This window comes from Kribbella sp. CWNU-51, from assembly GCF_054073265.1.
The window spans coordinates 1-19344 of the sequence record NZ_JBSXMZ010000008.1 but is presented as its reverse complement, the minus strand read 5'-3'; the positions used below and the strand labels follow the sequence as shown (position 1 = coordinate 19344).

The window sequence follows — 19344 nt, the reverse complement described above, 5'->3', positions numbered from 1 at the left end:
CCCGTTAGGTTCTGGCCAGGTAGTCGTCGACGGCCGCGGTTGTGCGGTTGAGGTCGCCGGTCGCGAGCAGGTCGATCAGCGCGCCCCGCAGCATCGCGAGCACCCCGGTACGCCGTGCCTCGGCCGCGGCGGATCCTGGATCCGGCTGACTGGCCTTGAGCAGCTCCAGCCAGTCGTCGACGGTCGAGCGGCCGAAATCCGCCCACGGCCCTTCCGGTGCGACCAGCGACCGCCCGTACGCCTCGACCCAGAACGTCATCAGCGGCCGCCGCTCCGGCGCGGCCAGCCAGGTCCACAGCTCCCGCGCGACCACGGTCAGCCCGGGCGGTTCGTCGTACCGCTCGTCGAGCTGGCGGAGCAGTTCGAGCTCGTCGACGCGGGCGCGGGCGAGCAGGGCGCGGATCAGGCCGTCCTTGCTGTCGAACAGGAACAGCAGCACCCGCGGGCTCGAGCCGATCGCGGTGGCGAGTGGACGCAGCGACAGGTCGGCCAGCCCGTGCGTGAGCGAGTAGGCGTAGGCGCGCTCGAGCAGTTCCAGCTGGCGCGCGGAAGGGGCTGGCTTCGTGGTCGGCACAGGGCTAGTATCGCTCACTGAAACAGTCGTGTCAGTAGAACGGGCAGGGTGATGACGAAACTGATCAGGAAGCTGGGGACGCCGGGGGACCTCGGGTGGGTGGTGCAGTCGCATGCCGAGATCTACGGAGCCGAGTACGGGTGGGGTCCGTCGTACGAGGTGCTGATCGCGCAGATCGTCTCGGCGTACGCGTCCGAGCATGACGACGAGCGTGAGTCCGCCTGGATCGCCGAGGTGGACGGGGAGCGGGCCGGGAGCATCTTCTGCGTGCGCGGTCCGGATGAGACGACGGCCCAGTTGCGGCTGCTCCTGGTGACGCCGGCCGCCCGCGGCCGCGGCCTTGGAGCGGAGTTGGTCGACACCTGTCTCGCGTTCGCCCGCGCGGCCGGCTACAAGCGGATGGTCCTGTGGACCAACGATCCGTTGGTCGCGGCTCGGCATATCTACCTGTCCCGCGGGTTCCGCCTGACCGGCTCCGAACCCCACGAGATGTGGGGCCAGAGCCTGGTCGGGCAGACGTACGAGCTCGACCTCTGAGCTACTCGCCGTTCAGCGGCAGCGTGTCCGTGGTCAGCGAACGGAAGTGGATCGGGTCGGTGAACGGCCACGGCACGCGGTAGCGGCTCTGGATGACGGTGCTTGTCCCTGCCGCGTGGCCGACGGCGTACTCGTAGGCGTTGCCGGTGTCCTTGTCGATCCCGACCAGCAGCGTGCCGTACTGACCGCAGCGGGCCGTGAGCAGTGTCTCGAAGCCCTGCCAGGTCGACGCGCGGACCTTCGTCACGACGGGTCGCATGGTCTTGGCCACCGGGATGCGGACTGTGTAGAGCGCGCCGCCGCGGGTGTTCATGAGGAGCGTGTCGTAGCTGCTCGTCTCGCTGATCACCGTCATCGCCTTGACGGCGCCGAACCCGGGCGTGGTGCCCAGCGCAGTCCAGGCCAGGCCGGCGCTGTTCGTGAACCAGCGCAACAGCGTGCCGTCGTTGCGGAGCGCGTACTCGTAGTGCCGCGTGCCGTTCGGCGACTTCGCGCTCTCGTACGCCACGAAACGGTCCCAACCGCCACCGATCCGGCTGAGCTTGACGTCGTACGGCGTTGGAGTCCCATCCTGCGGGAGCTTGTAGGTGAAGCGGTACAACGCAGCTCCGATCACGAGGTTGCCGGACGCGTTCATCGGTGGGACGGCGTCGGTGTCCACGAAGATCGGCCCGCTCATCCGGACCTGCGCCATGGGGAGGACCTTCTCGGCCAGCGTCTGGTCCAGGAACCGCCGCGGCGGCGACGTGGCGGACAAGCTCTGCAGGCGCTGGTTGCCGGCCGCGGTGAACGAGCCGACGTCGATCGAGCAACTGTTCGGGGCCGCGGCGTGCGCGGGGGTGTGGACCATCGCCGCGAGGACGACGGAAAGTACGGCGGCTGACAACGTCTTGACCATCAGCACTCCTGTCAGGTGGGTCGGTTACCCCACTCGATGCAGCCGACGGCCGGAAAGTTAGGACGCGCAGGCGGGGGCGCCGGGAGCCGGAGTGTTGTAGAGGGCGTGGGACAGGAAGGTGGTGACGTAGCCGTTCTGCACGGTGAGGGCGTGGCGCGGGCCGACACTGCCCAGCGGCAGGAACTTCCGCAGCGGGTACGCCAGGTAGTAGGCGCCGTAATCGGTGAAGTTGAAGTGCCGGCTGCCGGGGACGGTCGCGCACCACGACGTACCAGTGCTTGCCTTGAGCAACGACAGGGCGCGGTTGCGGTCCGCGTCGTTCTTGGCGTCCGGGCCGCACACGCTGGTGATGCACGAGTCGTCCGCGCCGAGCAGCATGATCGGCGCCCGCACGCCCTTGGTCACCACGTCACCGAACTGGCTGCCGTCCAGATCGACCGCCGCCGCACAGCGCGGATCGAGCCGGCACGCCTCCAGTGACGCCGCGCCGCCGAACGAGTGGCCGACGTACGACGTGCCGAGCCCGGTCTCGACGCTGGTCGGCAACTGCTTGGCCAGCATGCCGGCGGCGAAACGCGCGTCGGCGGCCCAGGTGCCGACGAGATGATCGCCGACATTCTCCGCCTGCTCGCTGCTGTCGCCGAGGTTCGGCGGGTTGGCCGCCTCCTTGCTCCCGATCGGCTGCCCGCCGAGCACGGTGAGGTTCGCGCTGTACGTCGGTGTCACGCCGGCGACCAGGTAGCCGTGACTGGCGAGATCCTCGGCGAGGCTCGCGTACATCGGCGCGGACAGTCCCATCCCGGGCATCAGCACGACGACGGGGAAGCGCCCGGGCGCGATGGCGACGCGATCCAGCGCGCGATCCTCCAGGGTGTCGAACGGTCCCTGGAACAACGACAGCGGCGCTTTCAGGTGTAGTCCGCTCCAGAGGTCCGGGGCGTACTCGACCTTGCGTCCGGTCGTGCCCTTGGCGACCGGGTACCAGAGCCAGACCGAGAGCTTCCGCGGCCCGTCGGCGAACGGATCGCGGCGCGGTGTGTCGGTCCACTCGAACCCGCGCCGCCCGACCTGGAAGGTCCCCGTCGGCTCGGGCAGCGATACCGGCTCAGACCGTTTCACCATGATCCAGCCCGCGTACCCGGCGCCCGCGAGCAGGGCGACGAGCACCAGGATCACGATCCCCGTGCGCATCCGGCGGAGTCCTCTGCGCGCCATAGTCCAAGCGTGCCACCACAGAGGTGTCGAATCCGGGAATTCGGCTCCGACGTCCCCGGTATCAGTGCTGATCGATGGAGGACCTGTGATGAACCTTCCGGACCTCCACGGCCTCAGCTGCTTCCTCCGCGTCGACGGAGCCATCCACCACACCTACTCCACCTACGGCCGCGGCCCCGACGCCCCGCCGTAATCATCGAGTCGTTGGAAACGGCTCGTGGATGCCGCACGAGCCAGCCGAAACCACGACTGGGTGGTGGACCACGGTGGTGAGAGGAACGGGTCGGTCTGTAAGCCGGATTCTGTGGTGGCGATCATCCATCTACGGTGGCCGTTGCCGGGCACCTCCAGCGGCCTACCCGCGAGCTCGGGCGGGCAGCCCTCGAACGCTCGCGCGGGCGGTGGTTGCCCACCGTCCTTCTTGGCCTTGCTCCACGTGGGGTTTACCGAGCCTCCGCAGTCACCTGCGGAGCTGGTGGTCTCTTACACCACCGTTTCACCCTCACCCGCACTCCTATGAACCACGGGGTTCATCGGAGCCGCTGGCGGTCTGTTCTCTGTGGCACTGTCCCGCGGGTTGCCCCGGGTGGGTGTTACCCACCACGCTGCCCTGTGGAGTCCGGACTTTCCTCGGCGCCCGCTGTCGCGGGCGACGCGATCGCCCGACCGACCCGTTCCTACTCTCAGGATACGGCCTGCGCGGTCACAGCCGGCCAGCGGCCGTCAGCGCCCCGCTCATAGCGCCGTACGTCGACCACCGCGTCCAGGTTGAGCGGTCCGTAGATGTGCGGAAACAACTGGTCGCCCACCGGCTCTTCACACAGGGCGGACACCAGGCGCTCGGTGTCGATCACGAGCAAGCACAACGGCTCAGTCACGTCGGCGTACACGAAGTTCGCCACCATAGCCACCTGCTCCGGGCGGGACGCGTGGATGAACGTCGCACCGTCGTCGAGGCTCGTCCCGCGCGTCGACCACCGATAACAACCGGCCTCCCGAGCCGCCTCCCACTGCTCCACGAACGCGATATGCAGAATCGTCGCCATAGTCCCCACGCTAATGGCTGAACGCTTGGATTAGGGTGCTCGACATGGCCAAGGATGAGAGCACCGAGTCCCCGTCCAGTACGGCAGAACCGAAGAAGCCGGTGGACGATCTGGTGACGACGCAGCACTCGCTGACGATCGACGGGCGCGAACTGAACTACACCGCGAGTACCGGCCGGATCGTGCTGCGGCAGGAGGTGCTCACCGACGGCAAGTTCGACGGGCATCAGCCGAAGGCCGAGGTGTTTCTGACCGCCTACACGCTGGACGACGCGGACGCTGCCGACCGGCCGGTGACGTTCGCGTTCAACGGTGGACCGGGTTCGTCGAGCATCTGGTTGCATCTCGGGCTGCTCGGTCCGCGCCGGGTCGTGTCGGGTGACGCGGGTCAGCTCGCGCCCCCGCCGTACCGGCTGGTCGACAACGCCGAGACATTGCTGCGGCACAGCGACCTGGTCTTCATCGACCCGGTGTCGACCGGATACTCGCGGGCGGTGGAAGGGGAGAAGCCGGGGGAGTACCACGGGTTCACCCGCGACCTGGAGTCGGTCGGCGAGGTGATCCGGCTGTGGACCTCGCGCAACGGGCGGTGGATGTCGCCGAAGTTCCTGGCCGGCGAGTCGTACGGTACGACGCGCGCCGCCGGGCTGGCGTCGCACCTGCAGCAGCGGTACGGGATGTACCTGAACGGGGTGATGCTGATCTCCGCGGTGCTCGAGTTCGGCACTCTCGACTTCACGCCGGGCAACGATCTGCCGTACACGCTGTACCTGCCGTCGTACGCCGCGATCGCCCACTACCACGGTCTCATCCCGGACCGTTCTCTGGATGAAGTGCTGGCCGACGCCGAGCGATTCGCGGCCGGGCGGTATCCGAATGCGCTTGCCCAGGGCAACCGGATCCCGGCCGACTACCGGGCCGAGGTGGTCACCCGGCTGGCCGCGCTGACCGGGCTGAGCGAGGACTACATCGACCGGGTCAACCTGCGGATCGAGCACATGCGCTTCTTCGCCGAGCTGTTGCGGTCACGTCGCCAGGTGGTCGGCCGGCTGGACGGCCGCTTCGTCGGCTGGGACGCGGACTCCGGTGGTGAGAAGCAGGGCAACGACCCGTCGTTCGCCGCGATCATCGGGCCGTACACGGCGGCGCTGAACCACTACGTGCGGATGGAGCTCGGCTACCAGAACGACCTGCCTTACGAGATCCTCAACTTCGAGGCCGCGAAGAACTGGTCGTTCAAGGAGTTCGAAGGCCAGCAGATCACCGTCGCCGAGAAGCTCGCGGAAGCGATGCGCGCCAACCCGCATCTGAAGCTCCACGTCGCATCGGGTCACTACGACGGCGCCACGCCGTACTTCGCGACCGAGAACACCCTGGCCCGCCTGCAGCTTCCCGCCCAACTGGTCGCGAACATCGAAACGAAGTACTACGCAGCCGGCCACATGATGTACGTCCACGACGAATCCCGGCTGCAACAGTCCGAGGACCTCGCCGCCTTCATCAACTCGGCGTCCAACCGGTGACCATGGCGCTCACCAGTGGGCACAGCGGGCTGTGGGTTGTTGTGGGTCCGGGAATGGGTGGACTGGGGAGGGAAATGTCCCTTCACGGGGGTAAAACCCTCCCCGGACTGGCCCCGCGATGTTGGAAGGACGCGTAGAGGACTGCTCGTACGGCGTGATGTTCAGGGCAGCGTGAGGACTTCGGCGCCGGTGTCGGTTACTACCAGGGTGTGTTCGAACTGGGCGGTGCGGGACTTGTCCTTGGTGGTGGCGGTCCAGCCGTCGTCCCACAGGTCGTAGTCGTAGGTGCCTAGGGTGAGCATCGGCTCGATGGTGAACGTCATGCCGGGCTCGATCACGTCGTTGAAGCGCTCGTCGTCGTAGTGCGGGATGATCAGGCCGGAGTGGAACGATGTCGCGATGCCATGGCCGGTGAAGTCGCGGACCACGCCGTACCCGAAGCGCTTGGCGTAGGACTCGATCACGCGCCCGATGATGCTGACCTGGCGTCCGGGCTTGACCGCCTTGATGCCGCGGTTCAGCGCCTCCTGCGTGCGCTCGACCAGCAGCCGGCTCTCCTCGTCCACATCGCCGACCAGGAACGTCGCGTTGGTGTCGCCGTGCACGCCGTCCAGGAACGCCGTGATGTCGACGTTGACGATGTCGCCGTCCTCGAGCTGGCGGTCGTCGGGGATGCCGTGGCAGATCACCTCGTTCACCGAGGTGCACAGCGACTTCGGGTAGCCGCGGTAGCCGAGCGTCGACGGGTACGCGCCGCGCTCGATCAGGTACTCGTGGCCGACCCTGTCGAGCTCGTCGGTGGTGACTCCCGGCTTCGCCGCCGCACCGACCGCCTGCAGCGCCTGCGCGGCCAGCTTGCTCGCGACCCGCATCTTGTCCACCAGCTCGGGCGCCGTCACGTACGAACCGTCGTACGGCGTCGGGGCCGGCTTGCCGACGTATTCGGGGCGCGGGATGGAGGCGGGTACTTCGCGGCGCGGCGAGATGATGCCGGGAGTGAGAGTCGACATGGTGAGATCATTCTAGTGAGCTGCGACAAGACTCCCAGGAGGTGGTCATCCAGATGAGCGACGATCACAGCAACGAGTGGTACTACAACACCAAGACCGGCAAGGTCGAGCCGTACTCGGGGGCGAAGTCGGGCGACCGGCTCGGCCCGTACAGCTCCCCGGAAGAAGCGGCGCGGGCGCTGGAGAAGGTCGAAGAACGCAACGAGGCCTGGGACAACGACCCCAAGTGGGACGACGACTGACAAAGCAACACACCACAGCCCGCTGCGCGGGATGGTTGTAGTGGTGGGACGACGACTGACAAGCACGTCACCCCGCTGCGCGGGATGGTTGGGGTTGGTTATGCAGCAAGGGGCACCACCGGTTGTCGGTGGTGCCCCTTGGTGTTTGGTGTCAGTTGACGTCGCGCGGACGTCCGGTTCAGCGGGTGACCCGCCGGGCCGGGGCCTTGCGGGCCGGGGCCTTCTTCGCGGCGGCCTTCCGCACCGGCGCCTTCTTCGCCGCGACCTTGCGCGCGGGCGCCTTCTTGGCGGCGGTCTTCCTGACCGGGGCCTTCTTCGCCGCGACCTTCTTGGCCGGGGCCTTCTTCGCGACAGTCTTCTTCGCGGGCGCCTTCTTGGCCACCGTCCGCTTCGCCGTCGTCGTCTTCTTGGCGGTGGTCTTCTTCGCCGGCGCCTTCTTCGCGACGGTCTTGCGGGCCGGAGCCTTCTTGGCCGGGGCCTTCTTCGCGACAGTCTTCTTCGCGGTGGCCTTCTTGGCCGGGGCCTTCTTCGCCACCGTCTTCCTGGCGGCGGTCGTCTTTGCCGCACTCACCTTCTTCGTCACTGTCTTCTTCGCTGCGCTGACCTTGCGCGTGGACGTCGTCCGCGCTGCAGTGGTCTTCTTCGCGACAGTCTTCTTGGCGGGAGAAGCCTTTTTGGCTGTCGCCTTCCCTGCGGCTGCCTTCTTGGCTGGCACTCTGCCTCCTTGGTGCGGCTGAGGAAAACCACGGTGGATTCCTCGTCGTCATGATGATGACAACACTTGGTGCCTACGTAAAGCACCCGAAACGTCCGCAGGTTAAGGCGTGTGAGCCGCAAAGCGGTGGGCAAATGCCGAAAATCCTTGTGCAGAAGGGATTCCGTCGCGGTCCGAGCATGCCTGAGGTGCTCAAGAATTTCTTGGCGACACGCGCACAAACTGCGTGCCGAACGGTGCAATCGGCGAGTGTTGTCGTCGGCAACGTCCTGCGAACGTGAGGTGGTACAGACCGATGCGGACTGCTCGAGACGACCTCGAAGACACCGTCACACTGCCCGTCGACGTGACGCGCGTGGTGAGTATCGTGCCGTCGTTGACCGAGTCGATCGCGGTGACAAACGCGTCGCTGATCGTTGGTGCGACCGACTACTGCACACATCCCGCGGACCTCGACGTACCGCGTGTTCGCGGCACCAAGAATCCCGATCTCGAACGCATCCGCGAACTCGCACCCGACGTCGTACTCGCGAACGCCGAAGAGAATCGCGCCGTCGATCTCAACGCGTTGCGCGCGAGTGGAATCGCGGTCTGGGTGACCGCACCGACGACGGTCGCCGAATCACTCGACTCACTCGACCGCATGCTGTCCGCGATCATCGGCGACGTGCCGGCCTGGCTTCGTGATGCGCGGACTGTGTGGAGTTCGCCGTACGACGGAATGCGCCGAAGGGCCGTGATACCGATCTGGCGGCGGCCGTGGATGGCGTTGGGACGGGACACGTTCGCGGGTGATCTGTTGTCCCGGATCGGCGTCGACAACGTGCTGAGTGATGCCGGTGAACGTTATCCGCGGATCGACCCGGACGGGTTACCCGACTACGACATCGTGGTGTTGCCGGATGAGCCTTATGCCTTTTCACCGACCGATGGACCGGAGGCATTCACGCAGCCCGCGAAGTGTGTGTCCGGGCGCCATCTCACCTGGTACGGGCCGTCGCTGGTCGAGGCTCGGTCGCTGCTCAGCGCGCAGCTGCGGTGATGTGCGCCACGGTCACTGCCGTCTCAGCTAGACGGTTAGGTATGCCTCACCTACACTCACTGCGTGCCGTCGATGACCGCGAAGAAGAAGTGCTGTAAGGACAAGCCGAGGTGCAAGAAGTGCCCGGTCGTCCTGATGCGGCTGGCCAAGGCCGGCTGCGCCGAGCGGCTCGATCGCGTGCACTACGACGTGGACAAGAAGGTCCCGAAGAAGGTGCTGAAACAAGCCCGGCAGCGTTGATCAGGAGAGGGGTGACTCAGGACGCGCGGCGCAGGGTGATGGCGTCGGCGGCCTGGCGGAGCAGACCGGGGATGGTGACGTGCGCGGCCTGACCGGTCGCCTCGAGGTCGTCGCCGTACCACCAGCCGTGTGCGCTGATCGTCTGCAGCTCGAGCTCTTCCTGGTTGGCGAACGTCACGTCGACGCCGTCCACCGCGACCGCGAAGAACGTCTGATGCTGGATGATCGGGCACCCGCCCCACTCGAACTCGATCGTGTTCGTCGCCACCGGCGCGCCGAGCGCGTCGACCGGCATCCGGATGCCGACCTCTTCGAGCAGTTCCCGGCTGGCCGCCTGTGCGATCGTCTCGCCGATTTCGACGCCACCACCGATGGTGAACCAGTACGGCGTCTGTGGCTTCAGCGGATCCCAACCGTGCAGCAGCAACACCTTGCCGTCCGGCCGGACGGGCAGCACGCGCGCCGTCGTACGCCGTACGACGGCGCCAGGCGGTGGCAATCGGGATTCGCTCACACAACAAAACGCTAGACGACAAAGGCCGTTCCGCGTCGTCCAGTGCGGCGCGTCTCACACTGGTTGCCGCGGACACCTAGGATCAGATGCATGGCAAGCATCGGCCTCGGACTGGCGGCACTCGGGCGACCTGGGTACATCAACCTCGGACATGACGAGGATCTCCCGCCGGGGCGGGCGGTCGAGGATCTTCGGCAGCGCACGCATCAGCTGCTCGAGCAGGCCTGGCATGCAGGTGTTCGGTACTTCGACGCCGCGCGTTCGTACGGTCTTGCCGAGAAGTTCCTCGGTGAGTGGCTGACGGCGGAGCGCCGTCCGGAGCTGACCATCGGCTCGAAGTGGGGTTACACGTACGTCGCCGATTGGCGGAACGACGTCGACACCCACGAGGTGAAGGATCACACTCTCGCGACCTTCGAGCGGCAGTGGCCGGAGACCCTTCGAGCACTTGGTGGACCGCCCGACTACTACCTCGTGCACAGCCTCACGGCGGACAGCCCTGCGCTCGGCGACCAACAGCTGCTTGATCGACTGCGGCAACTCGCGGACGACGGCGTACGTGTCGGATTGTCGACGAGTGGACCGCAGCAGGCGGAGACGCTGCGCAAGGCGATCGATCTCAGGGGACCGTTCACGGCGGTGCAGGCGACCTGGAACGTGCTGGAGACCTCAGCAGGGAAAGCGCTGGCCGAGGCGCACGACGCCGGCTGGTTCGTGGTGGTGAAGGAAGCTGTCGCCAACGGCCGTCTGACGGCGAGGGCCGGAGAGACGCCGTTCAACGAGTTCGCCCGTCAGCACGGCATCGCGCCCGACGCGCTGGCCATCGGGGCCGCCGTACAGCAGCCGTGGGCCGACATCGTGCTCAGCGGCGCCATCACCGCCGAACAACTCGAAAGCAACCTCGCCTACCGCACTGACGGCCCTCTGGCCGAGTTCGTCCAGCAACCCGAGGAGTACTGGACCGAACGCTCCGCCCTGCCCTGGATCTAGTGTCCTGAGTCGGAAGTTCGACGGCGCTTTCGGCGCCCAGGCACGCACCTCGCGGCACTTGCCCAGCGCCCACGATGCTCCGCATCGAGGCCACTGCTCAAGCACCCCGATGCACGCACCTGAACACCGAAATCTCTCGCCGAACTTCCGACTCAGGACACTAGTGCCTCGCCACGAAACGGTGAGGTCGTTCCCGCACGTGGCTTCCGCCCGGGGCAATTTCGGGGGAGAACCTCGCAGCTGCACCCTTCTACCCACCGCATTCCGGGGGTGAAGGGACCAGATCAGGGGTGAACCCCGCACCTAGCCGCCGGGGCCGGCTTCGAGGCGGTGGATAAGCCGGATACCTCCCCACTCTTGCTTGACGTGGATCTGGCTCAGATGGTGATGAGCCACGGGTTCTGCAGCAGGTCGGTGAGGTCGGCGAGGTAGCGGGCGCCGGTCGCGCCGTCGAGGATCCGGTGGTCCGCGGACAGGGTGTACCGGACGCGGGTCCGGGGACCGATCGTGTCGTCGTCGAGGACGACCGGTTCGCGGCGGACCGCGCCGACGGCGAGGATCGCGGCCTCGGGCGGGTTGATGATCGCGGTGAACTCCTCGATCCCGAGCATGCCGAGATTGCTGACGGTGAACGTGGCGCCGGTCATTTCCTCCGGCCGGAGCCGTCGCTCCCGCGCCCGTACGGCGAGATCCGTGCTCGCCGCGGCGATATCGCTCACGCTCCGCCGGTCCGCGTTCCGGATCACCGGGACCAGCAGACCTTCGGCGGTGGCGACCGCGACGCCGATGTTGATGTCGGGGTGTCTGAGCAGTCCGTCGTCCACGAGGGACGAGTTCACGTCCGGGTGGTCCCGGAGCGTCAACGCACAGGCGCGGACGATGAGATCGTTGACGCTGATCTTCGGCCGGCCGGCCTGTTGCAGGCGCTGGTTGAGCTCGCGTCGCAGTGCTACCAGATCCTCCACATCGGCCACGGCGGTCAACCTGAAGTGCGGGATCTCCCGAGCGCTCTCCGCCAACCGCCTGCCACTCGTCCGCCGCAACAACCCCAACGGCTCAACCACCCCGGAGACCGGGGATGAAGCTGCAGGGAGTGGCGAAGCGGAGGCCGCAGGGGTCGATGGACTGGACGCCGCAGGAGGTGCCGAGGGCGGTGGAGTGGGGGCCTCGTGGGCCGTGGAGGGTGGCACGGTTGCGGTGGGCGTCGGGGCGGGTGGTGATGCGGCTGCGGTCGGTGTTGGTGTGGCGGCTGCTGCGGCTGCGAGGACGTCGGCGCGGATGATGCGGCCGCCGAGACCGGTGCCGGTCACGTGCCGCAGATCGACACCGTGCTCGCTCGCGTCCCGCCGAGCCAACGGCGACGCCACCGGCCGATCTGCGGCACCTGCGCCGTCGTCCTGTTCCTCGGGTACAGCGGCTGTCGCGTCCTCCGCCGTGGTGAGGATGGCGATGGGAGTACCGATCGCGGCCTCGGCGCCCTCCTCGATCAGCACAGAAGTGAGGGTGCCAGGCTCGTACGCCTCGTACTCCATCACCGCCTTGTCGGTCTCGATCTCGGCCAGGATGTCGCCCGGCTGGACCTCGTCGCCGGGGTGCTTGTGCCAGGTCGCGATCACGCCGGACTCCATCGTGTCCGACAGTCGCGGCATCAGGATCTCGCTCATCGTGCTTCCTCTCGGCGCAGACGGCCGACAGCCGACAACGTCTCCCGGATCGCCGTCGCGGCGTCGTCCGCGGACGGCAGCGCAGCAGTCTCCAGGCTCTTCGCGTAGGGCAGCGGTACCTCCGCCATCGCCACCCGCCGGACCGGCGCATCCAGTTGGTCGAAGGCCCCGTCGGAGATCGTCGCCGCGATCTCGGCGCCGATGCCGTACGTCAGCCAGTCGTCCTCCAGCACGACCGCCGCGTGCGTACGTCGGACCGACTCGACCACCGTCGGACGGTCCAGCGGCCGCAGGCTGCGCAGGTCGATCACCTCGCAGTCGATGCCCTCGGTCCGGGCGAGCTCCTCGGCGACCTGCAATCCGACCGCGGCCATCCGCGAGTACCCGATCACGGTGATGTCCGTCCCGGGCCGGGTGATCGCGGCGCGGCCGATCTCGGCCGGCTCGTCGTGGTCCGGCACCTCGCCGCGGGTGTTGTAGAGCGCGAGGTTCTCCAGGAAGAGGACCGGGTCGTCGTCGCGGATCGCGGCCAGCAGCAACGCCTTCGCGTCCGCGGGGTTGCTCGGGGCAACGACCTTGAGTCCGGGCACGAACGCGTAGTACAGCTCGATGTTCTGCGAGTGCGTGGCGCCGAGCTGCTGGCCGCCGCCACCCGGGGTGCGGATCACCAGCGGCACCCGGCACTGGCCGCCGAACATGCCGTGGATCTTCGCCGCGTGGTTGACGATCTGGTCCAGTGCGAGCAGCGAGAAGTTGATCGTCATCAGCTCGACCACCGGCCGCAACCCGAGCATCGCCGCGCCGATCGCCGCCCCGGTGAAACCCTCCTCCGAGATCGGGGTGTCGCGCACCCGCTGTTCGCCGAACTCGGCCAGCAGTCCCGCGGTGATCTTGTACGAACCCTCGAAGATCCCGATCTCCTCACCGATCAGGAACACGTTCTCGTCGCGCAGCATCTCCGCCCGCAACGTGTCCCGCAATGCCTGCCGGTACGTCATCTCGGTCACGCGTTCACCGCCGTGAACAGTGGGTGAGCAGGCAGCCGGCGAGAGTCGTTGGCGACCGGCGTCGCGTAGTTGTAGTCGAACAACGTCCCGATGTCCGGCGGCGGACTCGCCTCCGCGAACCGGACGGCAGCCGCCACCCGGGCCACCGTGTCCGCCTCGATCTCCTTGGCCAGGACCTCCGTCAGTACGCCGGACGCCCGCAGATCGTCCGCCAGCGCGAACAGTGGATCCGCCGCCCGGAGAGCAGCTGTCTCCTCCTTCGTCCGGTACGCCGCCGGGTCCACCACCGAGTGACCGCGCAACCGCGAGCTGACCGTCTCGAGCAGCATCGGCCGCCCCTTCCGAGCCGCCGCGATCGCCCGCTCGGCCGCGGCCCGGACCGCGACCACGTCGTTGCCGTCGACCCGCTCGCCCTTGATCCGGTACGACGACCCGCGCTTGTACAGCTCGGGTTCGCCCGACGACTTCTCCACCGTCGTACCCATCCCGAGCTGGTTGTTCACGACCACGTAGACGATCGGCAGCTGCCACAGGGCCGCGAGATTGAGTGACTCGTGGAAGGCCCCGATGTTCGTCGTACCGTCTCCCATCTGGCACAGGACCACTTCCGAGCCGCCGCGGTACGTGATCGCGAGCGCGGCGCCGGTGGCGAGCGGCAACTGGCCGCCGACGATGCCGTAGCCGCCGAGCAATCGCGTCTCCAGGTCGAACAGGTGCATCGACCCGCCCCAGCCCTTGGAGACGCCGTCGCTGCGGCCGTAGAGCTCGGCCATCACCCGGCCGGGCTCGATCCCGCGGGCCAGCGCGTAGCCGTGCTCGCGGTAGTTGGTGAACAGGTAGTCGTCCGGGGCGAGCGCGCGCATCAGCCCGACGACGGTCGCCTCCTCGCCCAGGTTGAGATGGCAGTAGCCGCCGATCTCGGCCTCGGTGTACGCGCGGGCGGCGCGCTCCTCGAAGCGGCGGATGAACAACATCTCCCGGTAGTACTCGAGCAGGAGATCCGGCGGCGTGGTGCGGCGCCGGGAGCGACTCCGGGATGTGGCAACGTCAGGGGACATCGTCTGTCCTTAGGCGGAACGACGGATAATGACACTGGATAGTATCATTCTTATGAGGTGAGAGATCACGTGAGCCAGCAGGAACGGCGCAAGCTCGGCCGGCCGACGGGTGCGGAGCGGGAGCGGCGGCGCGAGGACATCCTCGACGCCGCGGTCCGGCTGTTCCTCGCACACGGGTACGGCGGGGTGCCGTTGGATCGCTTGGCCGCCGAAGCCCAGGTGACCAAGCGCACCATCTACACCTATGTCGGTGACAAGGCGGAGGTCTTCGCCGCGGTGGTGGCCAGGTTGAACACCCAGGTCCTGCCGTCGGAGGAACCGGACAGTCTCGAGCAGGTCGCGGTCCGGCTGGTGACGACGCTGCACTCGGACGAAGCGATCGACCTGCACCGACTGGTGATCGCGGAGGCCCGGCAGTTCCCCGAACTCGCGTCGGCGTTCTACGCGAACGGCCCGCGCCGCTACCTCGACGTACTCACGGAACTGCTCGACGGTGATGCGGTCACGGCCGAGCACCTCTTCGGTCTACTGCTCGGCGAACCGCACCGCCGCCGCCTGCTCGGCCTCGACCCCGCCCCCTCCCGCCCTCGAGCAAAGGAACAGGCCCGCGCCGCCCTCAAAGCCCTCGGCCTGGCCCGCTAAGGAGGTCAGCGTGCGCGTCTGCTGCCTCGGCTAGAAGGTGTGTTCGTCGGCGGGGAAGGTGCCGGAGGCTACTTCGGCGGCGTAGGTGGCGGCTGCGGAGGTGAGGATGCCGCGTAAGTCGGCGTACCGCTTGACGAAGCGGGGCATCGTGCCTGAGCGGAGGCCGGCCATGTCCTGCCAGACCAGGACCTGGGCGTCGGTGTCGCGGCCGGCGCCGATGCCGATGGTCGGGATCGAGACGCGCTTGGTGATCTCCGCGGCGACATCGCCCGGCACCATCTCCAGTACGACGGAGAACGCGCCCGCCTCGGCCAGCGCGACCGCGTCGTCGATCAGCCCGGCCGCCTGGTCGCCACGACCCTGGACCCGGTAGCCGCCGATGCTGTGCTCGCTCTGCGGCGTGAAGCCGATGTGCGCCATCACGGGGATGCCGGACTGCGTCAGCTTCTCCACCATCGGCACCATGTTCCGGCCGCCTTCGAGCTTCACCGCATGCACGCCGGCTTCCTTCATGAACCGGACGGCGGTGTGGAAGGCCTGCTCGGGTGACGCCTGGTACGAACCGAACGGCAGGTCGGCGACGACGAGCGCCCGCTCGACCGCACCCGCGACGGCCCGCGCCAGCGGGATCAACTCGTCGACGGTGACGCGCAGCGTGGTGTCGTACCCGAAGACGTTGTTCGCGGCGGAGTCACCGACCAGCAGCACCGGAATGCCTGCCTGGTCGAAGATCTCGGCGGTGTACTGGTCGTACGCCGTCAACATGGCCCACTTCTCGCCATGGTTCTTCATGTCGCGCAGGTGGTGGACGCGGTAGCGCCGCGGCCGCTTGCTGCCCTCACCCGGACCATTGCCGCCGGCCGGCCTGTTCTCCGCCGATGCGGGCGAACCGCCGAGCGCGGGCGAACCGCCGAACGCGGGGGAACCGCCGAGCTCGGACGGCGCACTGCTCGCCGTCGCCTGGGCCCGACGCGCCGCGCGGTGTGATGCGCCGGGCTCGTTGGCGACCTGGCTCGGAGCGTCCTGCTGGACGTCCGCACGCCGCCGAGCGCCGAGCCGCTTGGGCTCCTCGCTGACCGGCGCGTTGCTCTCGTACTCCGCGCTCGGATCCGACAGGTAGCCGTTGTCCTGCTTCTGCCCCGGCTCCTGCTGGTAGGACTCGATCGCCTCCGGCATGTACGCCGTGATCGTCGGAGTGTCCACCGGGTAGTTCGGCGGGGGAGTGGCGGGCGACGCAGGTCGTGGTTGCGGCGGCTGCGGCTGCGGCGCCTGGTTCTGAGCCGGCGCAGGTGGTGGTGTCTGCGGCTGCGGCGCCGGGTTCGACGGCTGCTGCGGGGTCACCCCGTTGCTGCTCGGCCCATTGGCGTGTCCGTTGCTTTGGGCAGGGGTCTGTGGCGGAGCAGGACTCGGCGTCGGGGCCGGACTGCTCCAGTTGGTGCTGCCGTTCGAGCTGTGCGGTGCAGCGGGCCGCTGCGTCACACCATTACTCGACTGCGGCGGTGCCGGCGGACGCTGCTGCGCCGGCGGTCCGGCCGGCGGCTGCGGCTGGCGGCTCGGCGGCGTGCCGTTGCTGCCCGGTCCGAACGGACTCGGTCGGCCCTGTGATGGCGGCGGCGTCGGCTGGGCCGGCGGCTGCTGCGGCCGGAACGGGTTCTGCTCCGGGTACGCCGGCTGTCCGTACGTCGGCTCGTCAGCAGCCGACTGCTCACGCTCGGAGTAGTACTCCGGCCGGTGCGGGTGGTCAGCCTGCGGTCGGCTCTGCGGCTGGTCGCCGTACGGCCGGCTCGGCGGGTGCTCGCCGTACTGCCGCTGCTGGGGTTGCTGCGACGGTGGCGGTGCGGCGGGCAAGTACGGCGGCTTGGGGACGTACGGCTGCTGCGGCACCGGGCCGCGCTCGTACGACCGTGGTGCGTTCGGCAGGGACGGTGACGGGTCGAGGCCGAGCCCGTTGGGCCGGTCCCGCCAGGTGTCGTTGTCGTAGTCCGAGCGGCGGTGCTCCTCGGTTGTCCGGTTCTTCGGTCCGGTCCCGTACGGCGACGGCAGCTCCTCGTCGTCACCCGGGGTACCGGCCGACAGGAAGTTGTCAACCATGCCTTCATCGTCCCACCGTTGCGGAGGGTGAGCGCCACCGCCTGTGGGTGAGCGATCGCTCACATCGTTGAATTCCTTCCCTGCCCGACCGCCGCGGTCGTCAGCAGGCAGGCCGGAACGGCCGGTGGGCTCCTCAGGGGTGCCCCACGGGGTGTCGGTGGATGGGCGGTACCGCCAGGAGTCGCTCAGTGCTCGGCTGCCTTCCGTGCGTCCTCACGCCATGCATTCGTGATCGGCAGTCGCCGGTCCCGGCCGAAAGCCTTGTGGGTGATCTTCGGGCCCGGCGGGTACTGCCGGCGCTTGTACTCCGCCCGGTCGACCAGCTGGATCACCTTCGTGACCAGCTCGGTGTCGAACCCGGCGGCGACCAGCTCGGCACTGCCGCGGTCCTGCTCGACGTAGTCGTCCAGCATGTCGTCGAGCAGATCGTACGGCGGCAGTGAGTCGGTGTCCTGCTGTCCCGGGCGCAACTCGGCCGAGGGCGGCTTGGCGATCGAGTTCGCCGGGATCGGCGGCTGCCGGCCGCGGTCTATCGCGTCCTGGTTCCGCCACTTGGCCAGCCGCCAGACCAGCGTCTTCGGGACGTCCTTGAGCGGTGCGTAGCCGCCGACCGCGTCGCCGTAGATGGTCGAGTAGCCGACGGACAGCTCGGATTTGTTGCCGCAGGCAAGCACCAGGTGGCCGTCGGCGTTCGACAGGCCCATCCAGACGACCGCCCGGACCCGGGCCTGCAGGTTCTCCTCGGCCAGCCCGGTCAGGCCGAGCGTGTCGAGGAACGGCTGCACCATCGGCTGGATCGGTACGACGCGGTAGTTGAGGCCGGTGCGGGCCGCCAGATCGGCGGCGTCGTCCTTGGAGTGGTCGCTGGAGTAGACGCTCGGGTTGGAGATGCCGAACACGTGCTCGGGGCCGACCGCGTCACAGGCGATCGCCGCGACCAGCGACGAGTCGATGCCGCCCGAGAGTCCGAGCAGGACGGACTTGAAACCGTTCTTCTGGACGTAGTCGCGCAGGCCGGTGACGATCGCGCCGTACATCTCGGCCTCGTCGGACAGCCGCGGCGCGACGGCCGAGTCCATCGGCTCGTACGGCTCGAGGGCGTCCTCGTGCAGGACGGTGTGGACGATCTCGATGCCTTCGTGGGTGCCGGACGGCGTACCTGATGCGGCCGGGAGGTCGAGGTCGACGACCATGCTGCCCTGCTCGAACTGCGGGGCGCGGGCGAAGACCTTGCCCTCGGCGTCGGCGATCAGCGAGTCGCCGTCGAAGACGAGCTCGTCCTGGCCGCCGACCAGGTTGACGTAGGCGAGCGAGCAGCCGGCCTCGCGGGCGCGGCGGCGGACCAGGTCACCGCGGACGTCGTCCTTGTTCGCCTCGTACGGCGAGCTGTTGACGACGAGCAGCAGACCGGCGCCGGCGGCCTTGGTGACGGCGACCGGGCCGCCGTCCTGCCAGAGGTCCTCGCAGATGACCAGGGCGACGTCGATGCCGTGGATCCGGATCACCTGCAGGGTGTTGCCGGGGACGAAGTGCCGGAACTCGTCGAAGACGCCGTAGTTCGGCAGGTGGTGCTTGACCGCACTGGTGACGACCCGGCCCTGATGGATCACCGCGGCCGAGTTCGTCGGGGAGCCCTTGGGGCGGCCGAGCCGGTCGATGCCCATCGCCGTACCGCCGGCGCGGTCGAGGTAGCCGCAGACCACCACGATGTCGCCGAGCCCTTCGTCGGCCAGCCGCCGGGCGAGGTCGTGGATCCGCGCCTGCGACGCGTCCACGAACGACGCCCGCAGCGCCAGGTCCTCCACCGGGTAACCGGTCAGCCCGAGCTCCGGGAAGGCCACGACGTGGGCACCGCGCTCGACAGCATTACGGGTCCACGCGACGATCTTGTCCGCGTTCCCGTCAATGTCACCCACGGTCACATTGAGCTGAGCAAGAGCTACCCGAAGCTGAGGCACGGGAGCACATTACTGGTTCCCCCGGCTCTTACCCACGTCCGTCTCCCGCCTCTTACGTACGCCGGATGTACGCGCGCACCAACCGCAGGTTGTTCTCGACCGGATCCAGCGCGTCCACGGTCAGGTGTTCATGGGTCAGGGCCGGGAACTCCACGCGCATCCGCTCAACGTGATCCCAGCCGACCTCGTGCCATCCGGGGATACCCCGCGCGCGGCCCTCCAGCCGTCGGCGATGCGCACCTGAAGGTCGCGTCTGCTGTCGTCCCTGGTTCCTCTGGACCGGGGAGGGTTTTACCCGGCGAGATCAGGGGGTGGTCGCAACGCGGTGTAGGTCGTCGATGAGGAGGGTAGCGAACATTTCGCGGGGGGTGTGGTAGC

General features: G+C 68.2%; 20 protein-coding genes and 1 other RNA gene. 8 read left to right on the top strand and 13 right to left on the bottom strand.

Annotated elements, in window-relative coordinates; translation table 11 throughout:
- Window positions 1-4: 4 nt before the first annotated feature.
- Entirely contained in the window at window positions 5-574 is a 570-nt protein-coding gene (locus tag ACXC9Q_RS13320) for a TetR/AcrR family transcriptional regulator (protein ID WP_457056793.1), read from the bottom strand.
- A 51-nt stretch (window positions 575-625) separates the two neighbouring features.
- On the opposite strand from ACXC9Q_RS13320, the gene ACXC9Q_RS13315 reads away from it, so the two are divergent.
- The gene (locus ACXC9Q_RS13315) at window positions 626-1111 is read left to right on the top strand and encodes a GNAT family N-acetyltransferase (RefSeq protein WP_457056792.1); all 486 of its coding nucleotides are present in this window, start codon (window positions 626-628) and stop codon (window positions 1109-1111) included.
- 1 nt (window position 1112) lies between these two features.
- Here ACXC9Q_RS13315 and ACXC9Q_RS13310 read toward each other — a convergent pair whose 3' ends face one another.
- Both ACXC9Q_RS13310 and ACXC9Q_RS13305 read right to left on the bottom strand, forming a co-directional pair.
- Window positions 1113-2009, bottom strand: a complete 897-nt coding sequence (locus ACXC9Q_RS13310) for a hypothetical protein (RefSeq protein ID WP_457056791.1) — start codon at window positions 2007-2009, stop codon at window positions 1113-1115.
- A 57-nt stretch (window positions 2010-2066) separates the two neighbouring features.
- Window positions 2067-3224, bottom strand: coding sequence for an alpha/beta hydrolase family protein (locus ACXC9Q_RS13305; protein ID WP_457056790.1), 1158 nt, complete (start codon window positions 3222-3224; stop codon window positions 2067-2069).
- Between the two features lie 88 nt (window positions 3225-3312).
- Between ACXC9Q_RS13305 and ACXC9Q_RS13300 the strand changes: the two genes are divergently transcribed.
- Window positions 3313-3417: a DUF899 family protein gene (locus ACXC9Q_RS13300; protein WP_457056789.1), complete on the top strand. Its 105-nt coding sequence runs from the start codon at window positions 3313-3315 to the stop codon at window positions 3415-3417.
- Between the two features lie 82 nt (window positions 3418-3499).
- On the opposite strand, the gene rnpB is transcribed toward ACXC9Q_RS13300, so the two are convergent.
- Window positions 3500-3898: RNase P RNA component class A (gene rnpB, locus ACXC9Q_RS13295), an RNA gene on the bottom strand.
- A gap of 9 nt (window positions 3899-3907) precedes the next feature.
- Window positions 3908-4270 carry a DUF952 domain-containing protein gene (locus ACXC9Q_RS13290; RefSeq protein ID WP_457056788.1) on the bottom strand — a complete coding sequence of 121 codons (363 nt, stop codon included), beginning with the start codon at window positions 4268-4270 and terminating at the stop codon, window positions 3908-3910.
- A gap of 44 nt (window positions 4271-4314) precedes the next feature.
- Here ACXC9Q_RS13290 and ACXC9Q_RS13285 point away from each other — a divergent pair, with 44 nt between their 5' ends.
- On the top strand, window positions 4315-5793 hold the full coding sequence (locus ACXC9Q_RS13285) for a S10 family peptidase (protein WP_457056787.1): 1479 nt from the start codon (window positions 4315-4317) through the stop codon (window positions 5791-5793).
- A 161-nt stretch (window positions 5794-5954) separates the two neighbouring features.
- On the opposite strand, the gene map is transcribed toward ACXC9Q_RS13285, so the two are convergent.
- A complete protein-coding gene (map, locus tag ACXC9Q_RS13280; protein ID WP_457056786.1) occupies window positions 5955-6803 on the bottom strand; it encodes a type I methionyl aminopeptidase in 849 nt (282 codons plus the stop codon).
- A 53-nt stretch (window positions 6804-6856) separates the two neighbouring features.
- On the opposite strand from map, the gene ACXC9Q_RS13275 reads away from it, so the two are divergent.
- Window positions 6857-7045: a hypothetical protein gene (locus ACXC9Q_RS13275; protein WP_457056785.1), complete on the top strand. Its 189-nt coding sequence runs from the start codon at window positions 6857-6859 to the stop codon at window positions 7043-7045.
- 178 nt (window positions 7046-7223) lie between these two features.
- Here ACXC9Q_RS13275 and ACXC9Q_RS13270 read toward each other — a convergent pair whose 3' ends face one another.
- On the bottom strand, window positions 7224-7760 hold the full coding sequence (locus ACXC9Q_RS13270; RefSeq protein ID WP_328522092.1) for a histone H1-like repetitive region-containing protein: 537 nt from the start codon (window positions 7758-7760) through the stop codon (window positions 7224-7226).
- Between the two features lie 295 nt (window positions 7761-8055).
- Between ACXC9Q_RS13270 and ACXC9Q_RS13265 the strand changes: the two genes are divergently transcribed.
- Window positions 8056-8802 (top strand): helical backbone metal receptor, encoded by a 747-nt coding sequence (locus tag ACXC9Q_RS13265; RefSeq protein WP_457056784.1) that lies wholly within the window; start codon window positions 8056-8058, stop codon window positions 8800-8802.
- A 63-nt stretch (window positions 8803-8865) separates the two neighbouring features.
- A complete protein-coding gene (locus ACXC9Q_RS13260; RefSeq protein ID WP_457056897.1) occupies window positions 8866-9042 on the top strand; it encodes a hypothetical protein in 177 nt (58 codons plus the stop codon).
- Window positions 9043-9058: 16 nt separating this feature from the next.
- Here ACXC9Q_RS13260 and ACXC9Q_RS13255 read toward each other — a convergent pair whose 3' ends face one another.
- Window positions 9059-9556 carry an NUDIX hydrolase gene (locus ACXC9Q_RS13255; protein ID WP_457056783.1) on the bottom strand — a complete coding sequence of 166 codons (498 nt, stop codon included), beginning with the start codon at window positions 9554-9556 and terminating at the stop codon, window positions 9059-9061.
- 90 nt (window positions 9557-9646) lie between these two features.
- On the opposite strand from ACXC9Q_RS13255, the gene ACXC9Q_RS13250 reads away from it, so the two are divergent.
- Window positions 9647-10546, top strand: coding sequence for an aldo/keto reductase (locus tag ACXC9Q_RS13250; protein ID WP_457056782.1), 900 nt, complete (start codon window positions 9647-9649; stop codon window positions 10544-10546).
- A gap of 377 nt (window positions 10547-10923) precedes the next feature.
- Here ACXC9Q_RS13250 and ACXC9Q_RS13245 read toward each other — a convergent pair whose 3' ends face one another.
- Genes ACXC9Q_RS13245 through pdhA form a run of 3 tightly spaced genes read right to left on the bottom strand, consistent with a single transcriptional unit; the run spans window position 10924 to window position 14275 of the window.
- Window positions 10924-12210, bottom strand: coding sequence for a dihydrolipoamide acetyltransferase family protein (locus ACXC9Q_RS13245; protein ID WP_457056781.1), 1287 nt, complete (start codon window positions 12208-12210; stop codon window positions 10924-10926).
- Complete coding sequence (locus ACXC9Q_RS13240; protein ID WP_329484885.1) at window positions 12207-13208, bottom strand: alpha-ketoacid dehydrogenase subunit beta; 1002 nt, start codon at window positions 13206-13208, stop codon at window positions 12207-12209. Before ACXC9Q_RS13240 ends, ACXC9Q_RS13245 begins: the two co-directional genes overlap by 4 nt.
- A 5-nt stretch (window positions 13209-13213) precedes the next feature.
- The gene (pdhA, locus tag ACXC9Q_RS13235) at window positions 13214-14275 is read right to left on the bottom strand and encodes a pyruvate dehydrogenase (acetyl-transferring) E1 component subunit alpha (protein WP_457056780.1); all 1062 of its coding nucleotides are present in this window, start codon (window positions 14273-14275) and stop codon (window positions 13214-13216) included.
- A 57-nt stretch (window positions 14276-14332) separates the two neighbouring features.
- On the opposite strand from pdhA, the gene ACXC9Q_RS13230 reads away from it, so the two are divergent.
- Window positions 14333-14917, top strand: coding sequence for a TetR/AcrR family transcriptional regulator (locus ACXC9Q_RS13230; protein ID WP_457056779.1), 585 nt, complete (start codon window positions 14333-14335; stop codon window positions 14915-14917).
- 30 nt (window positions 14918-14947) lie between these two features.
- Here ACXC9Q_RS13230 and panB read toward each other — a convergent pair whose 3' ends face one another.
- Together panB and ACXC9Q_RS13220 are read right to left on the bottom strand one after the other, a co-directional pair.
- Window positions 14948-17008, bottom strand: a complete 2061-nt coding sequence (gene panB / locus ACXC9Q_RS13225; RefSeq protein WP_457056778.1) for a 3-methyl-2-oxobutanoate hydroxymethyltransferase — start codon at window positions 17006-17008, stop codon at window positions 14948-14950.
- Window positions 17009-17193: 185 nt separating this feature from the next.
- The gene (locus ACXC9Q_RS13220) at window positions 17194-18966 is read right to left on the bottom strand and encodes an NAD+ synthase (protein ID WP_457056777.1); all 1773 of its coding nucleotides are present in this window, start codon (window positions 18964-18966) and stop codon (window positions 17194-17196) included.
- Window positions 18967-19344 lie beyond the last annotated feature (378 nt).

Coding starts and splice junctions, on each gene's coding strand:
- ACXC9Q_RS13315 (WP_457056792.1), top strand. CDS start 626: ATGACGAAACTGATCAGGAAGCTGGGGACGCCGGGGGACCTCGGGTGG.
- ACXC9Q_RS13310 (WP_457056791.1), bottom strand. CDS start 2,009: ATGGTCAAGACGTTGTCAGCCGCCGTACTTTCCGTCGTCCTCGCGGCG.
- ACXC9Q_RS13305 (WP_457056790.1), bottom strand. CDS start 3,224: ATGGCGCGCAGAGGACTCCGCCGGATGCGCACGGGGATCGTGATCCTG.
- ACXC9Q_RS13300 (WP_457056789.1), top strand. CDS start 3,313: ATGAACCTTCCGGACCTCCACGGCCTCAGCTGCTTCCTCCGCGTCGAC.
- ACXC9Q_RS13290 (WP_457056788.1), bottom strand. CDS start 4,270: ATGGCGACGATTCTGCATATCGCGTTCGTGGAGCAGTGGGAGGCGGCT.
- ACXC9Q_RS13285 (WP_457056787.1), top strand. CDS start 4,315: ATGGCCAAGGATGAGAGCACCGAGTCCCCGTCCAGTACGGCAGAACCG.
- map (WP_457056786.1), bottom strand. CDS start 6,803: ATGTCGACTCTCACTCCCGGCATCATCTCGCCGCGCCGCGAAGTACCC.
- ACXC9Q_RS13275 (WP_457056785.1), top strand. CDS start 6,857: ATGAGCGACGATCACAGCAACGAGTGGTACTACAACACCAAGACCGGC.
- ACXC9Q_RS13265 (WP_457056784.1), top strand. CDS start 8,056: ATGCGGACTGCTCGAGACGACCTCGAAGACACCGTCACACTGCCCGTC.
- ACXC9Q_RS13250 (WP_457056782.1), top strand. CDS start 9,647: ATGGCAAGCATCGGCCTCGGACTGGCGGCACTCGGGCGACCTGGGTAC.
- ACXC9Q_RS13245 (WP_457056781.1), bottom strand. CDS start 12,210: ATGAGCGAGATCCTGATGCCGCGACTGTCGGACACGATGGAGTCCGGC.
- ACXC9Q_RS13240 (WP_329484885.1), bottom strand. CDS start 13,208: ATGACGTACCGGCAGGCATTGCGGGACACGTTGCGGGCGGAGATGCTG.
- pdhA (WP_457056780.1), bottom strand. CDS start 14,275: ATGTCCCCTGACGTTGCCACATCCCGGAGTCGCTCCCGGCGCCGCACC.
- panB (WP_457056778.1), bottom strand. CDS start 17,008: ATGGTTGACAACTTCCTGTCGGCCGGTACCCCGGGTGACGACGAGGAG.